At 63.6% G+C, this 19,024-nt stretch carries 16 protein-coding genes; 7 read left to right on the top strand and 9 right to left on the bottom strand.

What is annotated here, in order from left to right; genetic code table 11:
• Positions 1 to 3: 3 nt before the first annotated feature.
• Positions 4 to 1,281, bottom strand: coding sequence for a hypothetical protein (locus AO268_RS14290; RefSeq protein ID WP_099169032.1), 1,278 nt, complete (start codon positions 1,279 to 1,281; stop codon positions 4 to 6).
• Positions 1,278 to 2,885, bottom strand: a complete 1,608-nt coding sequence (locus AO268_RS14285; protein WP_099169031.1) for an amino acid adenylation domain-containing protein — start codon at positions 2,883 to 2,885, stop codon at positions 1,278 to 1,280. Before AO268_RS14285 ends, AO268_RS14290 begins: the two co-directional genes overlap by 4 nt.
• A 287-nt stretch (positions 2,886 to 3,172) precedes the next feature.
• On the opposite strand from AO268_RS14285, the gene AO268_RS14280 reads away from it, so the two are divergent.
• A complete protein-coding gene (locus tag AO268_RS14280) occupies positions 3,173 to 4,477 on the top strand; it encodes a protein kinase (RefSeq protein ID WP_099169030.1) in 1,305 nt (434 codons plus the stop codon).
• A 133-nt stretch (positions 4,478 to 4,610) separates the two neighbouring features.
• Here the strand turns inward: AO268_RS14280 and AO268_RS14270 are convergent, their stop codons facing one another.
• Together AO268_RS14270 and AO268_RS14265 are read right to left on the bottom strand one after the other, a co-directional pair.
• Positions 4,611 to 5,318 (bottom strand): YebC/PmpR family DNA-binding transcriptional regulator, encoded by a 708-nt coding sequence (locus AO268_RS14270; protein WP_076962644.1) that lies wholly within the window; start codon positions 5,316 to 5,318, stop codon positions 4,611 to 4,613.
• Between the two features lie 118 nt (positions 5,319 to 5,436).
• Complete coding sequence (locus tag AO268_RS14265; protein WP_099169028.1) at positions 5,437 to 6,762, bottom strand: MFS transporter; 1,326 nt, start codon at positions 6,760 to 6,762, stop codon at positions 5,437 to 5,439.
• A 266-nt stretch (positions 6,763 to 7,028) separates the two neighbouring features.
• On the opposite strand from AO268_RS14265, the gene AO268_RS14260 reads away from it, so the two are divergent.
• Positions 7,029 to 7,934: a LysR substrate-binding domain-containing protein gene (locus tag AO268_RS14260; protein WP_099169027.1), complete on the top strand. Its 906-nt coding sequence runs from the start codon at positions 7,029 to 7,031 to the stop codon at positions 7,932 to 7,934.
• Here AO268_RS14260 and AO268_RS14255 read toward each other — a convergent pair.
• Positions 7,904 to 8,764, bottom strand: a complete 861-nt coding sequence (locus AO268_RS14255) for a LysR substrate-binding domain-containing protein (protein WP_099169026.1) — start codon at positions 8,762 to 8,764, stop codon at positions 7,904 to 7,906. The two genes, AO268_RS14260 and AO268_RS14255, sit on opposite strands and share 31 nt — an antisense overlap.
• 112 nt (positions 8,765 to 8,876) lie before the next feature.
• On the opposite strand from AO268_RS14255, the gene AO268_RS14250 reads away from it, so the two are divergent.
• The 3 genes from AO268_RS14250 to AO268_RS14240 all read left to right on the top strand — a co-directional run bounded on the left by AO268_RS14250 (position 8,877) and on the right by AO268_RS14240 (position 11,552).
• Positions 8,877 to 9,986, top strand: a complete 1,110-nt coding sequence (locus AO268_RS14250; protein WP_099169025.1) for a 2-aminoethylphosphonate--pyruvate transaminase — start codon at positions 8,877 to 8,879, stop codon at positions 9,984 to 9,986.
• Positions 9,987 to 10,064: 78 nt separating this feature from the next.
• Entirely contained in the window at positions 10,065 to 10,892 is an 828-nt protein-coding gene (gene phnX, locus AO268_RS14245) for a phosphonoacetaldehyde hydrolase (protein ID WP_099169024.1), read from the top strand.
• Between the two features lie 114 nt (positions 10,893 to 11,006).
• On the top strand, positions 11,007 to 11,552 hold the full coding sequence (locus tag AO268_RS14240) for a cytochrome b (RefSeq protein ID WP_099169023.1): 546 nt from the start codon (positions 11,007 to 11,009) through the stop codon (positions 11,550 to 11,552).
• Here the strand turns inward: AO268_RS14240 and AO268_RS14235 are convergent.
• Positions 11,549 to 12,439, bottom strand: a complete 891-nt coding sequence (locus tag AO268_RS14235) for a 1-aminocyclopropane-1-carboxylate deaminase/D-cysteine desulfhydrase (protein ID WP_099169022.1) — start codon at positions 12,437 to 12,439, stop codon at positions 11,549 to 11,551. The genes AO268_RS14240 and AO268_RS14235 overlap by 4 nt on opposite strands.
• A gap of 57 nt (positions 12,440 to 12,496) precedes the next feature.
• On the bottom strand, positions 12,497 to 14,536 hold the full coding sequence (locus AO268_RS14230) for an NADPH-dependent 2,4-dienoyl-CoA reductase (protein WP_099169021.1): 2,040 nt from the start codon (positions 14,534 to 14,536) through the stop codon (positions 12,497 to 12,499).
• Positions 14,537 to 14,747: 211 nt separating this feature from the next.
• Here AO268_RS14230 and AO268_RS14225 point away from each other — a divergent pair, with 211 nt between their 5' ends.
• On the top strand, positions 14,748 to 15,878 hold the full coding sequence (locus AO268_RS14225) for a carbon-nitrogen hydrolase family protein (RefSeq protein WP_076962633.1): 1,131 nt from the start codon (positions 14,748 to 14,750) through the stop codon (positions 15,876 to 15,878).
• A gap of 4 nt (positions 15,879 to 15,882) precedes the next feature.
• Complete coding sequence (locus AO268_RS14220; protein ID WP_076962632.1) at positions 15,883 to 16,923, top strand: AraC family transcriptional regulator; 1,041 nt, start codon at positions 15,883 to 15,885, stop codon at positions 16,921 to 16,923.
• A gap of 230 nt (positions 16,924 to 17,153) precedes the next feature.
• On the opposite strand, the gene AO268_RS14215 is transcribed toward AO268_RS14220, so the two are convergent.
• Together AO268_RS14215 and AO268_RS14210 are read right to left on the bottom strand one after the other, a co-directional pair.
• Entirely contained in the window at positions 17,154 to 17,918 is a 765-nt protein-coding gene (locus AO268_RS14215; protein ID WP_099169020.1) for a DUF2242 domain-containing protein, read from the bottom strand.
• Positions 17,919 to 17,962: 44 nt separating this feature from the next.
• A complete protein-coding gene (locus AO268_RS14210; protein WP_099169019.1) occupies positions 17,963 to 18,907 on the bottom strand; it encodes a LysR family transcriptional regulator in 945 nt (314 codons plus the stop codon).
• Positions 18,908 to 19,024 lie beyond the last annotated feature (117 nt).

Genomic DNA, 19,024 nt, shown 5'->3' with positions numbered 1-19,024 from the left:
TGCTCAGGAATCCCAGATCGCGCCATAAGCCGCAATCCCCCGCGCCTCCATTTCCTCCACCACCCGGCGCGTCAACGCCTGGTTGGCGATACAGATCACCGCTTCGGCCCCCACATCCTGCACCGCGGCGTAGGCCAGTTGCACCAGGTCAGGCTTGCCCCGTACATCGGTATCCCAGATCACGGCATGGGGTTGTGCACGGAGGATTTCTGCGACCAATTCCTCGCCATAGGTCTTGGCCGGGCTGCGGGTGGACCATACCAACTGGATCGGCACCTGCCTCGCCAACAAGTGCGGCATCACCGGGCCAATACCGCTGCCGGTGGCGATATACACCACCGACCTGAACAAGGTCTCGACATGGGCCACCCCCGCTGTGGTGATGCCCTTGACCCACACATGGGACGGCCTCTGCTCGATAAAACGCCCCGTCCAGTCCCCGGCCCTGGAAATGATCAGGCGAAAGCCCGGCTGGCCCGGGGCCGGGATATTGGCAAATGAATGCCACTCCAGCAGCGGCTGCAGGCTGATGGCCGTAGACGAGCCGGCAAAGGGCGTGGTGTGCCGCAATGTGCTGATCACGGCATGGCCGGAAGGCCGCTGATGACTGACCGCCACTTTGCGCAACCGCAACCAAGGCAGGGCAATACTGAAGGTCAGCACCAGTAGCACCCACAACGCCGCCGCAGGGGCCTCGGCCAGCAGGGCCTGCACCCAGAACAGCAGCAAGGCCCCCCACCCCGCAAACCGGTGCACACGCTCAAAGCCATTGTGAAAGCGACGGCGGATCCCCGGCTGCGCCATGAGCACCATCAGCAGCAACAAGCCCAACAGTGCCGCACTGACCAGCAACCACGGCGCCGAAACACTCTGCGGCTGTTGCAGATATCGCCAGCCCTGGCTGCCGACCAGCACGGCGAACCACAGCGTCGCCGCCAGCGCACCGCCGCTGTGCAGCCCGCCCAGGTGATAGACCTTGGCGGCGTGGCGGCGCACATACAGTGGCCAGCTCACCGGAATGCGCGTCGCCAGCCAGAACAGCCCATTGATCACATACTGCTGGCGCACCAGGATTGCCAGGGACAGGTTGATCATCACCAGCATCGACACCTGCGGCACGTCGATCTCGGGCAGTTCCAAGCCGCAGAGCGCATACCAGCCATTGCCCAGCAGCACCAACACCACCAGCCGGTTGTAATGGGAAAATATCGGCAAGCCACACCAGCGCCGCCACCCGCCCGGTCGGGCGGGCACCACTGTCGCCATCCACCTCTCAATCATGCTCGCTCACCGGCTTTCAGGGCCAGCCGGCGCCCCTCCTCGCTGTCGCGGGCCCATTGCAACAGCAAGGCCTTGTCGAGCTTGCCGCGCGCCGTCAGTGGCAAGTGGTCCAGGGCAAAAATCACGGCGGGTACACAGTAGTAGGCCAGCCGTTGCGCACAGGACTGCCTGGCGGCCGGAATGTCCACCGTGGCGGGTGTCACAAACGCCACCAGGTGCTGGCTGTCGAGTTTCAGCGCCACCGCCCGGCTACAAGCGCCACTGGCCTCCAGCGTGCTGGCCACCGCGTCCAACTCCACGCGAAACCCGCGGACCTTGACCTGGTCGTCGACCCGCCCCAGATGCTCCAGGGCCCCCTCGTCCGTCCAGCGCCCCAGGTCCCGCGTGCGAAACATCATCCGCCCCGTCGCCAGGAACGGGTCGGGACGATAGCGCTGCGCGGTCAACAGTGGGTCCTGCAGATAGCCCGCCGTCACCCCGTCGCCCCCGGCCCACATCTCCCCCACTTCCCCCGGCGCGCAGGCCTGGCCGTGTTCATCCAGCACATACACCGTGTTGTTGGGCGTCGGTTTACCGATGGTCAATGGTGCCCCTGGTACATGCCGATGCAGGGTATTGACGATGGTGGTTTCGGTGGGCCCGCACCCGTTGTAGAAGGTGCAATGGGCCGCCCAGCGATCCGCCAGGGCCTGCGGGCATGGCTCCCCCGCTACCGCCACCACCTCAAGCGTGGGGCACCGCTGAGGGTCCAGGGTGGCGAGTATCGATGGGGTGGCGATCAGCACCTGGCACTGGCGGGCCGTTTCGCCGATGTCTTGCTGGCGGATATGCAACGTCGCCCCATGGGCCAGGCAGCCGAGGATTTCCCAGGCGGCCATGTCAAACGCGATATTAAGGATTTGCCCGACCTGCATGCCCGGCTTGATTCCCAGGTTGCCCGGTGCCGTCAGCACAAGATTGCAGACATTGCGGTGGGTCACCCGTACGCCATTGGGCCGCCCTGTCGTCCCGGAGGTAAACAGTACAAAGCACAGGCTGGCAGGGTCCGGCGCGGCAACGTTCAGCGCGCACGCCTGCGCCACCCACGACTGCTGCGCCAGGAACTCATCCAGGCACACACAAGGCTGGCCCGCTGCCAGCGGCAGGCGATCCTTGAACCCCGACAAGGTCAGTACCACCGTACTCGACAACGCCCCAAGGATCATCGCCAACTGCGCCGGCGGGGTGATCCTGGCATCTTGCGGTACGTAGGCCGCGCCAATCTTCAGCACCGCAAGCATCCCCACCAGCATGGGGATCGATCGCTCGACAAACAGCGCCACCGTGTCGCCCGCCACCACCCCCTGCTCGATCAGGTGCCGGGCCAGCCGGTCGGCCTGGCGGCTCAACTGCTCATAGCTGATGCTCTGGCCCCGCCAGAGCGCGGCGATCCCATGGGGGGTTGCCGCTGCATGCGCCTCGAACGCCTGGTGTATACACGCGTACGGCAGTGGCCGTGCCGGCCCGCATCCCCAGGCTTCAAGGGTATTACGCTGGATAATGGGCAAATGGCCCAGTGCCTTGGTGCAAGCAAATCCGCTATCCGCTGTTGTCGCCGATATCATGGGTCAACTCCTCATCTGGCCCCTGCCTCACAGTGTTCGGGCAGGCAGAGGGCTGGACTGAGGACAATTCACGACATTACAGGGCCACGAGAGCCCACAAACGATAGAGACCAAGACTCTCTATAACGCTTACTTTTCCTACAGATGGAACAACCTTTGCCGGTAGGCGTTTCCCTCAACACCGCCCCATCGCCTGCCAGGCCGGGGCAGTTGCAACAAGTCAGCTCGCTGGCGCTCAAGCCGCTATCATGAGCCCCTTTGCCCCTGTCGAGTGACCTAAGCTGTTCATGGATACCCTTGCCCAACTCAAGGCTGGCCAACTGGCTGGCATCAAGCGCCTGGACCTGTCCTGCGGCCTGACGCAGTTCCCCCGGGAAATCTTCGACCTGGCCGACTCCCTGGAAATCCTCAACCTCAGTGGCAATGCCCTGAGCAGCCTGCCGGACGACCTGCACCGCCTGCCCCACTTGCGCGTGCTGTTTTGCTCGGACAACAACTTCACCGAACTGCCGGCGTGCCTGGGCCAATGCCCGCAGTTGAGCATGGTCGGCTTCAAGGCCAACCAGATCGAACAGGTGCCCGCCGCCGCACTCCCGCTCTCGTTGCGCTGGCTGATCCTCACCGATAACCGCATCCGCCAGTTGCCGGACGCACTCGGTGAGCGGCCACTGCTGCAAAAACTGATGCTGGCCGGCAACCGCCTGGAGCAATTGCCGGCCAGCCTGGCCCAGTGCCATAACCTCGAACTGCTGCGCATCGCCTCCAACCGCCTGACGCAATTACCGCACTGGCTGCTGACACTGCCGCGCCTGACCTGGCTGGCCTATGCCGGCAACCCGGTGGAAAGCGCGGTGGACGTGGCAACTGATGACGCGACGCCGAATATTCCCTGGGCCGAGCTGGAGCTGGCCGACGTGCTGGGCGAAGGCGCTTCAGGCGTGATTCACAAGGCGCTGCGCAAACCGTCGAACGAGCCGGTCGCGGTCAAACTCTACAAGGGCACCATCACCAGCGACGGTTCACCGCTGCACGAAATGCAGGCCTGTATTGCCGCCGGGCTGCACCCCAACCTGATCAAGGTGCAAGGCCGCGTGGTCGGCCACCCCGCTGACCAGGCCGCCCTGGTGATGGACCTGATCGACCCGAGCTACCGCAACCTCGCCGGCCTGCCCAGCTTGGCGTCCTGCACCCGGGACATCTACGAGCCTGCCACCCGTTTCAGCCTGGAAGTGGCATTGCGCATGGCGCGCGGCATCGCCTCCGTAGCGGCGCATCTGCACCGGCACGGCATTACCCATGGCGACCTGTATGGGCACAATATCCTGTGGAATGCCCAAGGCGATTGCCTGCTCGGGGACTTTGGCGCGGCATCTTTCCACGCCACGGCAGACACCTTGGAAACCAGGGCATTGCAGCGCATTGAAGTGCGGGCGTTCGGGGTGTTGCTGGGGGAGTTGCTGGAGCGGATTGACGCAGGCCTGAGCGATGCACAGCGCCAGGTGCTGGAGGCGCTGCGTGACAGTTGCTGCCAGCCGCAGGTGCTGGCGCGACCGGCGTTCCAAGAGATCGAGACACTGCTGTCCTCACTCTGAAACGCCGTGCAAATGTGGGAGCGGGCTTGCCCGCGATTGCGGTGTATCAGATGGCACATCAGCTGGCTGACCCACTGCTATCGCGGGCAAGCCCGCTCCCACACGAGTCTGCGCCCATAATTCCAGGCCGGGTTTAGCCCGCCAGGCCGACGAACATATCCTGCACATCATCATGGTTGTCCAGGCCTTCCAGGAAGGCTTCGACTTCGGCCATCTGCTCGTCGCTCAAGCCGCTGACCGGGTTTTTCGCAAGGTAGCCCAACTTCGCCGACAACACGGTAAACCCCTGCTCCGGCAAGGCTTTCTGCACTGCGTCGAGGTCGGTGGTCTCGGTGATGAACAGGGTCGTGCCCTCTTCTTCACCGTCTTCAAAGTCCTGGGCGCCGGCTTCGATGGCGGCCATTTCCGGGTCGGCGTCCGGGGTATCCGGCGAGGCCTCGATCAGCCCCACGTGGTTGAAGTCCCAGGCCACCGAGCCCGAAGCCCCCAGTTGCCCCTTGCGGAACGCCACGCGGATTTCCGCCACGGTGCGGTTGATGTTGTCGGTCACGCATTCAACGATCAACGGCACCTGGTGCGGGGCAAACCCTTCATAGGTCACGCGATGGTACTGCACGGTCTCGCCCAGCAGGCCCGCGCCTTTCTTGATCGCGCGTTCCAGGGTTTCCTTGGGCATCGAGGCCTTCTTGGCCTGCTCGACCACCAGACGCAGGTGGGCGTTGGTCGCGGTGTCCGCACCGTTACGGGCGGCAATGGTGATCTCTTTCACCAGCTTGCCGAAGATTTTGCCCTTGGCATTGGATGCCGCTTCTTTATGTTTAACCTTCCACTGTGCGCCCATGACTCACTCTCTTGATATCCGTGGCGCCGAGACGTCTACTGGCCGGCGCTTTGGCCGCAGAGTTTATAGGGCAAGCCCCCATCGTTCCACCAAAAAACCGGCCAGCGTTGCAGGCGCCTCAGGTGCGCAGGGGTTTGATCGCCACAGTGCGATCCGGCACAAAGTCGCCCACTTGCGCCAATACCGCAGGCCGGGCGTTCCAATAGGGCATCAGCACCAGCGCGGAAAACAACGCGGCGCCGGCGAACACGATAAACACCGTTACCGTGTCGAAGTAGCCCGGCAACAGGCCACCGAGGATCGCCCCCACCGAACCGCAACCATTGACGAAGCCCGCCGCCGTGGCGCCGGCCTTGGCCGTGCCGAAGTCGATCGCCGCGGTGCTGCTGATCATCGAGTCCGGCCCGTACAGGGTCAGGCCCATGACAAACAGCAAGGCCATCACCAGCATCACACTGCCGGTATGCAACGCCCCCATAAACAGTGCCAGGGACACGGTCAACGCCAACAAGCTGAGGACGCAAGCCGGCATGCGTCGGGCGCCAAACAGTTTGTCGGACGCCAGGCCAATCATGATCGGCCCCAGCAACCCCGCCAGCTCGAACGCCGTCGGCACAATGGCCGCGCCGACCTTGCCCACCGAGGGCATCTGCTCATAGACAATCACCGGGCCCCACAACAGGATCGCGTAACGCGCCGGTTTCAACAGGAAGTACGCCAGGCCCAGGGTCAGCACCGTGCGGTTGCGCAAGATTGCGCGCAACGGCTCAAGGATGCTGATTTTCTTCGCCGCCGCCTGCTCTTGCGCACTCATTGCCGGTTCGGGCTCTACTTCCGGCAGGCCGACGTCCTGTGGCGTATTGCGTTGGAAGACGAAGAACAGCACCGCCACCACCGCCACCACGGCGGCACTGGAGATAAATGCCGCATGCCAGCTGCCGATCAGGGTATAGGCCCACCAGCCGGCAAACGGCGAGGCCACCAGGCCGCCAAACGCATAGCACGAGCTCCACAACCCCAGCACCCGCCCGCGCTGTTGCGCCGGGAAGAAACTGCCAAGGTTCTTGCACAGCCCCGACCAGCCGGTGGACTGCGCCAGCCCCTGGATCAACATGCACGTGACAAAGATCGGCAAGGTGGCAAACGTGCCCATGACCAGGGCGGCGGCCGCCGAAATCACCAGCCCGCCCAACACCACAACCCGTGGGCCGAAACGATCGGCGAGCATGCCCCAGGTGAACTGGCCGACGGCATAGGCCGCCAGGTACAGGCCATCCAGGTTGGCCATCATCATCTTGTCCAGCGGGAAGCTCGGATCGTCGACGATCCCCAACTTGGCCACGGAAAACGCTTTGCGGGTGAAATAGAAGGCGGCATAGGCCAGCCAGGTGATGGCGAAAATCTGCACGCGCCAACGCTTGATGCTACCCATAGGGATATTCATGGTGGTTCTGACCTCAGGTGTGAGTGTGCCGGCAGAGTCGAGAAGCAATTGCCTGTGTTGTTATTGTTTTGCACTGCAGTACCGGGTCGCAGGGCGCCGGGTACTGGTCAGATGAGTCCTGCAAGGTTGCGCGCAAGGGCCCATGGTCGCCGAAGTTGTAGGACTCAACCTGCGGCGACTGGGGGCTATCAAAGCAATGGCTGACTAATAGGTAAAATCGATTTATCGTATTTCAAATATAAGCTCAGCTTGTAAGAGGTCGTGCCATGCCGGTATCCCATGCCCAACTCAAAGCCTTCCACGCCGTGGCCGTCCACGGCAGCTTTACCCTGGCGGCCGAACGGCTGTTCCTCACCCAGCCGGCCATTTCCGACCAGGTGCGCAAGCTTGAAGAGCGTTTTGGCGTGCTGCTGTTCCATCGCAACAAGCGCTCGGTGCGCCTGACCGACCTGGGGGAGCGCCTGCTGAGTATCACCCAGCGCCTGTTTGTCATCGCCGCCGAAGCCCACGAGCTGCTGCAAGACTCCAAGGCCTTGCAAACCGGCAGCCTGACCCTGGCGGTGGACGCGCCGGTGCATGTGCTGCCGCAAATCGCCCGGTTCTGCCAACGCTATCCGGGGATCACGGTGAAGATCGAGACCGGCAACACCGATGATGCACTGTACCGCCTGTACAACTATCAAGCCGACCTGGCGCTGGTGGGGCGCGATGTCGATGATGAGCGCCTGCTCTCGATCCCCCTGCGCGATGACCCGATGCTGGCGTTCGTCGCACGCAACCACCCGTGGGCCGGGCGCGAGTCCATCGACCTGGCGGACCTGGACGACACGCCCCTGGTCCTGCGCGAAACCGGCTCGGTGACCCGGCAGACCCTGGAGCGCGAGATGCACCAGGCCGGGCTGCGCATCCGCCCGGCGATCCAGGTGGAAGGCCGCGAGGCCGCCCGTGAAGCGGTGGTGGTGGGGATTGGCGTGGGGGTGGTGTCGGCGTCGGAATTCGGTGCGGATTCGCGGGTGTATGCCATGCCCATCCGCGACTGCACCCAGCGCATGAAGGAAACGCTGGTGTGCCTCAAGGAGCAGAGCTCGCGGCGGGTGGTGGCGACTTTTCTGGAGATTGTCCGCGAGAGCCTGCGCGAAGATCAGCTTGAGGCCAGCTCGAAAAACGCCTGAATCAAGCGCAATTCCCGGCGCCGCTCCATGCAGCCAAGCCTATGGTGGTTCAGCAGCCCATCGCCACGGATGGGAATCGCGTGCACCCGGGGATCGCGGCTGACTTCCACCGAGGACACCACGCCCACCCCCAGCTCGGCGGCCACCGCCTCCGTCACCGCTTCGCGGCTGTCCAGCTCCAGCAACACCCTGGGCTGCACGCCGGCCTTGGCACAGGCGTCGTCAAAGGTGCGGCGGGTGATGGAACTGGGCTCGCGCAGCACCATGATCACCTGGTCCAACTGCTCCAGGCGGATACCCGCCGGGTCCGCCAGCCACGGATGGCCAGCCGGTACCAAGGCGCAGATACGGGATTCGCTCAAGGGTTGCAGGTGCACGCCCTTGCGCGGCTCGACTTCGGTCAACACGGCCACATCCGCATGCTCGGACAGCAGCGCCGCCAGGGTTTCCTGGGCATTGCCCAGGCGCAGGTTGACGGTAATCCCCGGGTAACGGGCACGCAGCTTGGCCAGCATCGGCATGACCATATGCGGGCCATCCGCCGCCACTTCCAGGCGCCCGGTGAGCAGTTGGCGGTTGGCTTCGAGCAGGGTCTGCGCTTCATCCACCAGGCCGAAGATACTGCGGGTAATGGCCGCCAGCTTGATGCCCTCCTCCGTCAACTCCACCCGCCGCGCGGTACGCCGCAGCAGGGTGATCTGGTAGTGCTCTTCCAACGCCTTGATATGCCCGGTCACGGCTGGCTGGCTGATAAACAGGCGCGCGGCGGCACGGGTAAAACTGCCGTCCCGGGCCACGGCATCAAATGCACGGAGTTGGAAAAGATTCATAGCTATCGGCCTCACTGATGGCTGACATAACAACAAACAATTTGATTGATGACAAGGCAAACTGCAATTTATGTCCCGTAGCTTCATCCCACTGCTTTGCGAGGACATGAGAATGAGTACTGCCGCGCCGATCCTGCTCACACCTGGGCCCCTGACCACCTCTGCCCGCACCCGCCAGGCGATGATGGTTGACTGGGGTTCGTGGGATGACCGCTTCAACCAACTGACCGCCAGCCTCTGCGAGCAACTGCTGGCCATCATCAACGGTGGTGACAGCCATCACTGCGTACCGTTGCAGGGCAGCGGCACCTTTGCCGTCGAGGCCGCCATCGGCACCCTGGTGCCCCGGGATGGCAAGGTGCTGGTGCTGATCAACGGTGCCTACGGCAAGCGCCTGGCAAAAATCTGCGAAGTGCTGGGCCGCCCGTTCAGCACCTTTGAAACCGCTGAAGACCAGCCTACCACCGCCGCCGATGTCGAGCGCCTGTTACAGGCCGACAGCCGCATCACCCATGTCGCGCTGATCCACTGCGAAACCAGCACCGGCATCCTCAACCCGCTGCCGGAGATCGCCCAGGTTATCCAACGCCACGGCAAGCACCTGATCATCGATGCCATGAGCTCGTTTGGCGCACTGCCCGTCGACGCCACCCAAGTGCCCTTCGATGCCCTGATCGCCGCCTCCGGCAAATGCCTGGAAGGCGTGCCGGGCATGGGGTTTGTCTTTGTCAAAAAACAGGCGCTGGCCGCCGCCCAGGGCAACAGCCATTCCCTGGCCATGGATCTGTTCGACCAGCACGCCTACATGGCCAAGACCGGCCAATGGCGCTTTACCCCACCGACCCATGTGGTGGCCGCGCTGCATGAAGCGCTGCTGCAATACAACGAAGAAGGCGGCTTGCCGGCCCGTTACCAGCGCTATGCCGCCAACTGCCAGACACTGCTGGACGGCATGGCCGACCTGGGCCTGCGCAGCTTCCTGCCGGCCGCGATCCAGGCGCCGATCATCATCACCTTCCACGCACCGAAAGATCCGCGCTACCAGTTCAAGGACTTCTACGAGCGGGTCAAGGCCAAGGGTTTCATTCTGTATCCGGGCAAGTTGACCCAGGTGGAGACCTTCCGCGTCGGCTGCATCGGTCACGTCAACCAGGCCGAGATGCAGGCGGCAGTGGCGGCGATCGGCCAGGCGCTGCAAGAGATGGAAGTGCTCGAAATCTGATTCCCCTCGGCGATGGGGCCTTCAGAGCCGCTATCGCCGGCAAGCCGGTTCCTACACATTATTTACAGGATTTGCACCATGAACTATCAGAACCCCAACACCCTGCAGGCCGCCATCCTTGACTGGGCCGGCACCGTGGTCGACTTCGGCTCCTTTGCCCCCACGCAGATTTTTGTCGAGGCGTTTGCCGAGTTCGACGTGCAGGTCTCCATCGAAGAAGCCCGTGGCCCGATGGGCATGGGCAAGTGGGACCATATCCGCACCCTGTGTGATCAGCCGCAAGTGGCCGAGCGCTATCGCAAAGCCTTCGGCCGCACGCCGACCGACGCTGACGTGACCGCCATCTACGAGCGCTTCATGCCCTTGCAGATCGAGAAGATCGCCGAACACTCGGCGCTGATTCCCGGCGCCCTGGCGACCATCGCCGCGTTGCGTGCGCAAGGGATCAAGATCGGCTCCTGCTCCGGCTACCCCAAGCCAGTGATGGACAAGGTGGTCGAACTGGCCGCCACCAACGGCTATATCGCCGACCACGTGGTGGCCACCGATGAAGTGCCCAATGGCCGCCCATGGCCGGCCCAGGCCCTGGCCAACGTGATCGCCCTGGGCATTGACGACGTGGCGGCCTGCGTGAAGATCGACGACACCGTGCCGGGCATCCTCGAAGGCCGCCGCGCCGGGATGTGGACCGTGGCGCTGACCTGCTCGGGCAACGCCCTGGGCCTGACCTACGAGCAGTTCCGCGCCCTGGACCCGGCGACGCTGGCCAGCGAGCGCCAGCGTATCGAAACGCTGTTTGCCGGCTCACGCCCGCACTACCTGATCGACACCATCACCGACCTGCCCGGCGTGATCGCCGACATCAATCAGCGCCTGGCCCGTGGTGAAATGCCACAAAGCGCCTGATCGAGATCAATACTTCGCCCCTCACTCGGGCAAACCTTGCGCAACAGGTTTAGGCTGAAGGGACTCCGTCGCCAAAGAACGGAGGTTTGCCCCTGATGAGTGAGGAAAGACGCGATGCCGTGGAAAAACAGTGAGTCCCGTTACAGTACGATGTCCATTGCCCTGCACTGGCTGATGTTGGTGCTGCTGGTGGCGGTCTACGTCACCATTGAATTTCGCGGGATTTTCCCCAAGGGCAGTGGCGGGCGCACCCTGATCAAAGAACTGCATTTCATGTTCGGCCTGACCGTGTTTGTGCTGGTCTGGCTGCGTCTGTTTGCCCGTAGCCTGGGCGTGGCACCGAAAATCCTGCCGGCGCCGCCGCAGTGGCAAGCCCTGCTGGCGACCCTGATGCACGTGGCGCTGTATGTGTTCATGATCGGCATGCCGATTTTCGGCTGGCTGATTGTCAGTGCCGAGGGGCATTCAGTGTGGTTCTACGGGATCGAGTTGCCACCCCTGATCGGTGAGAACAAGGACCTGGCCAAGCAGATCGAAGGCTGGCATGTACTGGGCGGCACCATCGGCTACTGGCTGATTGGCCTGCATGCGGCGGCGGGGCTGTATCACCACTACTTTATGCGCGACAACACCGTGTTGCGCATGTTGCCCAAGCGTTAATCCACAAAACCCCGGCGGCCCTGCAAGCCGCCGGTGTGCACAAAGACCAGGCGAGTGCCGGGGGCCAAGCGTCCGGCCTCGATCTGCTGCTTGAGCGCCAGCAGCGCCTTGCCGGTATAGAGCGGCTCCAGGGGCAAGCCACTGGCCTGCTGCGTGGCGTCGATGAAGGCCAGCAATGGCGGATCGACTTTCGCAAAACCGCCACGACTGGCGTCCAACAGTTCATACCCGCCCTGCACGATGGCCCGCACGTTCTGCACGACACCGTGGTCATCCGGCACCGCCATGGCCCCGTAAACAGGATGCGCTCCCGCCTCCGCCAGCACCAAACCCGCCAGGGTGGTACCGGTGCCGGCTGCCAGCCACCAGGCGTCATAGTCGGCCCACCCCAGGGCGGGCAACTGCCTGCGCACCTGCTCGACCAACACCCCACAGCCCAACGCCCCCGTCACCGCGCCGCCGCCTTCGGGCACGGGATGCAGGTGCGGGTATCGCTCGCGCCAGGGCAACCAGAAGTCCGGCTCATGCCGCGCGCGGTAACCGCCATAACCCAACCAGTGCAGTTGCATGCCGAAGGCTTGCAGGTCGAGGACCGTCGGGGTGTCTTGCGGGTGCCCGCGCAGCAGGCCGACGGTGGCAAAGCCAAAGCGTTTGCCGGCCGCCGCCAGGGCATGCAGATGATTGGAGTAGGCGCCGCCCAGGCTGATGATGCCGCTGGCACCCGCCTGTTGCGCCTGGGCCAGGTGCCCGCTGAGCTTGAACCACTTGTTGCCGCTGATCAGCGGGTCGATACGGTCCAGGCGCAGCACGGCCACCTCGACCCCGTTCAGCCAATCCAGCTGCAAGGGTTCAAGGGGCGCGTGGGGAAGCCAATCGAAAGGACCCATCAGGGCATGTCTGCATGAAAAAAGGGGCGCTAGTCTAACACCGCCCCGGCGCGCCCCTTACAACTCGGCGGCGAGGCGCGAGCCTTGGTTGATGGCGCGCTTGGCATCCAGCTCGGCGGCCACATCGGCACCGCCGATCAGGTGCACGTGCTGGCCCGCGGCGACCAGGCCCTCTTGCAGTTCGCGCAGCGGGTCTTGCCCGGCGCAGATGACGATGTTGTCCACCGCCAGCACTTGGGGCTCGCCCTCGGCACCAATACGGATATGCAGGCCCTCGTCGTCGATCTTCAGGTACTCAACGCTATTGAGCATCTGCACCTGCTTGTTCTTCAGGCCGGTACGGTGGATCCAGCCAGTGGTCTTGCCCAGGCCGTCGCCGACCTTGGAAGCCTTGCGCTGCAACAGGTACACCTCACGCGCCGGCGCATGGCGCTCGGGCTTGATCCCGGCCACGCCGCCACGGGCTTGCAGATGGGTGTCGATACCCCACTCCTTCCAGAACGCTTCGCGGTCCAGGCTGGTGGACACGCCCTGGTGCACGAGAAACTCCGAGACGTCGAAGCCGATCCCACCGGCGCCAATCACCGCAACGCGCTTGCCCACCGGTTTGCGTGCCAGGAGCACGTCCAGGTAGCTGAGCACCTTGGCGTTCTGCACGCCTGGAATGGCCGGGGTCCGCGGCGCGATACCGGTGGCGAGGATGATCTCGTCATAACCGCCGGCCACCAGTTGCGCCACATCCACCCGGGTGTTGAGGCACAGCTCGACATGGGTGGTTTGCAACTTGCGCTTGAAGTAACGCAGGGTTTCAAAAAACTCTTCCTTGCCCGGCACGCGCTTGGCCACATTGAACTGGCCGCCGATCTCGCTGGCCGAATCGAACAGGGTCACCTGGTGACCGCGCTCCGCCGCCACGGTGGCAGCCGCCAGGCCGGCGGGGCCGGCGCCGACCACGGCGATTTTCTTGATCTGCTTGACCGGCAGGTAATTAAGCTCGGTCTCGTAGCAGGCACGCGGGTTGACCAGGCAAGTGGTCAATTTGCCGCTGAAGGTGTGGTCCAGGCAGGCCTGGTTGCAGCCGATGCAGGTATTGATCTCGTCGGCACGGCCAGCGGCAGCCTTGTTGACGAACTCCGGGTCGGCGAGGAACGGCCGGGCCATGGACACCATGTCGGCATCGCCTTCGGCGAGGATCTGCTCGGCCACTTGCGGGGTGTTGATGCGGTTGGTGGTGATCAACGGGATCTGCACCGCGCCGCGCAGCTTGGCCGTAACTTTACTGAACGCGCCACGCGGCACCTTGGTGGCGATGGTCGGGATGCGCGCTTCGTGCCAGCCAATGCCGGTGTTGATAAGCGTCGCACCCGCCTGCTCGATGGCCTTGGCCAACTGCACGATCTCTTCCCAGGTGCTGCCGCCTTCCACCAGGTCGAGCATCGACAGGCGGAAGATAATGATGAAGTTAGGCCCCACGGCTTCGCGCACCCGGCGCACGATTTCCACCGGCAGGCGCATGCGGTTTTCGTAGGCGCCGCCCCAGCGGTCGGTGCGCTGGTTGGTGTGGGCGGCGAGGAACTGGTTAATGAAATAACCTTCCGATCCCATGATTTCCACGCCGTCGTACTCAGCGACCTGGGCCAGTCGCGAGCAGGTAACAAAGTCGCTGATCTGCTTTTCGATGCCGTCCTCGTCCAGCTCCTTGGGCTTGAACGGGTTGATCGGCGCCTGGATCGCGCTGGGTGCGACCTGCTTGGGGCTGTAGGCGTAACGCCCGGCATGCAGGATTTGCATGCAGATCTTGCCGCCCGCCTCGTGCACCGCCTGGGTGACGATCTTGTGCTTGAGCGCCTCGGCCTCGGTGGTCAGCTTGGCCGCCCCGGCATACACCCCGCCTTCATCGTTCGGGCCAATCCCGCCGGTGACCATCAGGCCCACGCCGCCACGGGCGCGTTCGGCAAAATACGCGGCCATGCGCTCGAAACCGCCGGGCTTTTCTTCCAGGCCAGTGTGCATCGAACCCATCAGGGTGCGGTTGCGCAAGGTGGTAAAACCCAGGTCCAACGGGGCCAGCAAATGCGGGTAGGCAGCAGCGCTCATGGTACAGCTCCACAACGGATCATCACGGGACGTGACAGGCTCGAATGGCCGGCCATCGGTTTATGTCCCACAGACTAAGAGCCATACCCCTAGCGCTCAATGACTGAAACTGACAAGTTATTGATCCAAATGCGCAGCGCCCCTTGGCAAGTGTGACGACGGGCCCTACCCTAGGGTCGAACCCTGCACACGGCCTGTTGTCTGTTCCCCCATGCGTAAATTACTTGCCTTGACCCTCACCATGGCCCTGGTCGCCGCCGTTTCCGCCTATCTGGTCTGGACCCAGGAGCGCCCCGTGGGGCATTACCTGTCGGACCTGCGGATCAACCTGGCCGTGAACCAGGGCACTCCCGCCGATCACGGCAACCTGCTGGGCATCCAGCCGGAACTGTTCCCCGCCGACTACCAGAGCCTGGAGCGCCTGCACCTCAAACTCTCGGCCTACCTGCGCAATGCCCGGGACCTGGGCCTGCTCAACGACAAAACCATCGTGGTCCTGCCGGAACATGTCGGCACCTGGTTGATGATCAGTGGTGAAAAAAACCAGCTGTATCAGGCCACCACCTTTAAAGAGGCGATGAACTGGCTGTCGGTGAGCAACCCGTTGCCGTTCCTGCGCGCACTGATCAGTGCCCAGGGCGACAACCGCCTGGACGATGCCTACCTGCGTATGAAAGCGCCGGCCATGGCCCGTGATTACCAGGTGCTGTTTGGCGGCCTGGCCAAGGAGTTCGGGGTGACCCTGGTCGCCGGCTCCATCGCCCTGCCCAACCCAAGCATCAGCCAGGGTCAACTGCAGGTCGGCCATGGCGCGCTGTACAACACTAGCCTGGTGTTCGACCGCGATGGCCTGCCCCTGGGTCAACCCCAGCGCCAGCTCTACCCGATCTTCGATGAGCGCGGTTTTATTGCCCCGGGCGACGAAAACGCGATCAGCGTGATCGACACCCCGGCCGGGCGCCTGGGCATTCTGATTGGCAGCGACAGCTGGTACCCCGACAACTACCGCAAGCTCAACGAACAAGGCGCGCAAGTGGTGGCGGTGCCGGCACTGGTGATTGGCCGCGACACCTGGGACAAGCCGTGGCGCGGCTTCAAAAGTGTGTCCACGCCCCCGGAAGTCAGCCTCAAGCCCGAAGAGCTCAGCGAAGGCGAAGCCTGGCATCGCCTGAGCCTGATCAGCCAGGTGCCCATCAGCCTCGCGGGTGCGGGCATGAGCGTATTCATGCGCGGGCAATTCTGGGACCAGGGCACCAGCGGCCAGAGCTTTCTCAGTGCCCAGGGCCAAGTCTTCGCCGACAGCAACGCGCGTGGTGCGCGCCTGCTGAACGTGTGGCTGTAAGCCCATGAAACCGGCACCGATGCGCCTCGGGGACTTATCGGTGGGCATCGTGCACACCCTGGCCGACGCCATCCTCAGCCATGGCCTGGACCCACAGCCGCTGCTGTTGCAGTACGGCCTGGACCCAGCGCGCTTGAGTGAGCCCGGCGCGCGCCTGTCGATCCCACGCTATATGCGCCTGGGCCATGCGGCCATCCAACTGACCGGCGACCCCGGCCTGGGCCTGCGCATGGGCCAATTGAGCCGCATGAATCAACTGGGCCTGGCCGGCGTCACCGCCGCCCAGGCGCCCAACGTGCGTGAAGCGGCGCGTACCCTGACGCGCTTCGAGGCCCTGTACGGCGCCAACTACCGTGGCCAGTCGAGCTTTCATGAAGACGCCCGGGGCGCCTGGCTGCGTTTCTATTCCATCAGCCCGTACAACGCCTATAACCGCTTTGTGGTGGACTCGATCCTGGCTGGCTGGCTGCAGCAGATGGCGACCTTGTGCCAGCAGCCGGTGTTGGCCGAGCGTATCGAAATCGAATTCGCCGCCCCGGACTACAGCGCCCGCTACAGCGTACTGGGCGACTGCCCGATCCAGTTCGGCGCCGAACTCAATCAACTGCGCCTGAGCCAGCACAGCCTGGGCCTGCGCAACCCGCAACACTGCCCCAGTACCTGGCACATGCTGTTGCAGGTGTGTGAACGAGAACTGGAACAACTGACCCGCACCCGCAGCCTGCGCGAGCGCATCACACGGTTGCTGGGGCCGATGCTCAATGGCGGCCGGGAACCCGACCTGGAAGAAGTGGCGGCGCGCCTGAAGCTGCCGACCTGGACCTTGCGCCGTAAACTGGCCGAGGAAGGCACGCAATATCGCGCCATACTCAACGACACCCGCCGCGACCTGGCCATGACCTACATTCGCGATACGGAACTGGCGTTTGGGGAAATTGCCTATTTGCTCGGTTTTGCCTCAGCGCAAGCCTTCCAGCGGGCCTTCAAGCGCTGGAACAGCCAGACCCCAGGGGAATTTCGCCGCAGCCAGCGGCATTTCGCCTGACGCCGGCCTACAGCTCGGTGGCGTCGTCGGCCGGGTCCAGAGGGTCCAGTTCAAAGGCCTGGAGTTCCAGCAGTTCTTCCTGGTAATCGTCCATCGTCGACTCCTTATTTGAGGTGAGTGGCTGCATAGTGACCCGCATCACCAGCCTAAAGTGCCTTCATGACGGAAAAATGTATGCGTCAAGATGTGTTCCTGCACCTAAGGAGTAAACGTAGTAGCGCCGTGGGAATTTATGGCGGTGACGGCAGCGCTGGGATCGCCTCGGTCGGGGCCGGCAAGGCGGGTGGGGCTAGCACCGGCACGGCAGGTTGCTCTGGAGCAATCGGCGCGGCATCAGGAGGAGGTGCCAGTGGCTGCGAAGCCTCGGGTTCGGCTACCGGGGCTGCCGGTGCCACAGGCTCTGCTGCCTTCGGCTCCGGCACGCCCAATTCTGCCTTGGGCGCTTCAGGCAGCGGTGCTGCAGGTTTCTCCTGGGGTAGAAACACATCGACCAAGGCAAAGTAGCGGTCATAGAACTTCGGCGAAGTCACTGTCTCGCTGGCCACCTTGACCATCGAGTCGTCGGTGGAGCCGATCGGCATCGACACCGAGCCAAGCACCCCCACCCCCAGGCTGGCGGAGTTGTTGACCTTCTTCAGCGCGTAGCGATCCTGCAGGGCGTTGGCAAACATCGTCGCATGATGCTCACCGCTGCCGTCTTCGGCACACACCACGTTGAAACTGATCTGCAGATGGGTCTCACCGGTCTGCTGGAAGCTTTTGTTACCACTGACCAGCTTCGGGTCGCTGCTGGTGATGATGTAGCCCTGGCTGAGCAACGCCCGGCGTGCCGCTTCGCAGGCCGCGACATCGCTGACCGGGTAATTGCGCGAAAACGTACCGGAGTCGTCGAAATTCTCATGTTCGTAGATAGCGGTCTTGGGCGACGAGCAGCCCGTGGCGCCTGCCAGCACCAGCGCAAGCACAAGGCCACGCAAGTGAAATGAAGTTGACATTGATCATCCTGGGGAAAACGGTCAGGGCGGTATTGTGCAACAGATCACCGGGTGCGCGCGCGGATTCCTGTCGGTAAAACGTCACCGGCCGGCTCGACGCGCGGCGCAGGAAAAAGCCTGGCGCTCATATGATCGATAAACACCCGCAGTTTGGCCGAGGCATGCCGGCTCGACGGCCAGAGCATCCAGAAACTGCCGCGATGCTCCAGGTAATCGTCCAGCACCCGCTGCAAGCGGCCCTGCTCGACGGATTCGCGGACCATGAAGTCCGGCAGGCAGGCGATCCCCAGGCCTTCGTGCACCACATGCTTTAGCGACTCGATGGTCGTGCTGACCAGCGGTGCGCGCAGCAACGGCTCGGGCTCACCCGGTAAATGGCGCAACGGCCAGCTCTCCAGCTTGCCGGTGGCGCAGAACTTGTGACGTAGGCAGGCATGATGGTTGAGCTCCGCAGGACAGGCTGGTATGCCGTGTAGGGCGAAATACTGTGGCGATCCCACCAGCACCAATCGATAGTGCCCCAGCAGCCGCGCCGACAGCCGCGAATCCTCAGGCTTGCCGGTGCGCACCACGGCGTCGAAGCCTTCCTCGATCACATCCACCATGCGGTCGGAAAAATCCACGTCCAACTCAATCTCTGGATAGGCCCGCATAAACTCGGTCAGCACCGGCATCAACAGGCCCCTGACTTGCGGCAAGCTGATGCGCAATTTGCCACGGGGGGTGGCCGCCGCTTCGGTCAACTCCCGTTCGGTCGCTTCAACCTCGGCCAGGATCCGCCGCGAACGCTCAAGGAACAGCGCACCCTCGGCCGTCAGCGTGATACTGCGGGTGCTGCGATGAAACAACCGCACCCCCAGGCGCTGCTCCATACGCGCAATGCTTTTGCCCACGGCCGAGGACGACACACCCAGCAAGCGAGCGGCCTGGGTAAAGCTGCGGGTCTCCGCGACCTGCACAAACACCGACATACTGCCCAGGCTGTCCATTGTCCCTTCCTGCTGATTACGGACACGAGTGTCCGATAAGTTCGGAACCTTAGCCTATTTTTCCGAGCGGTTCAGCCCCCTACTCTGCCCCGATGTCCTGATGCCTTGAATACGGAG

The organism is Pseudomonas sp. ICMP 8385 (assembly GCF_002699915.1).
Classification (GTDB): domain Bacteria; phylum Pseudomonadota; class Gammaproteobacteria; order Pseudomonadales; family Pseudomonadaceae; genus Aquipseudomonas; species Aquipseudomonas gessardii.
Note: the sequence above shows the minus strand (reverse complement) of the source record. Positions and strands in the feature narration are given on the sequence as shown.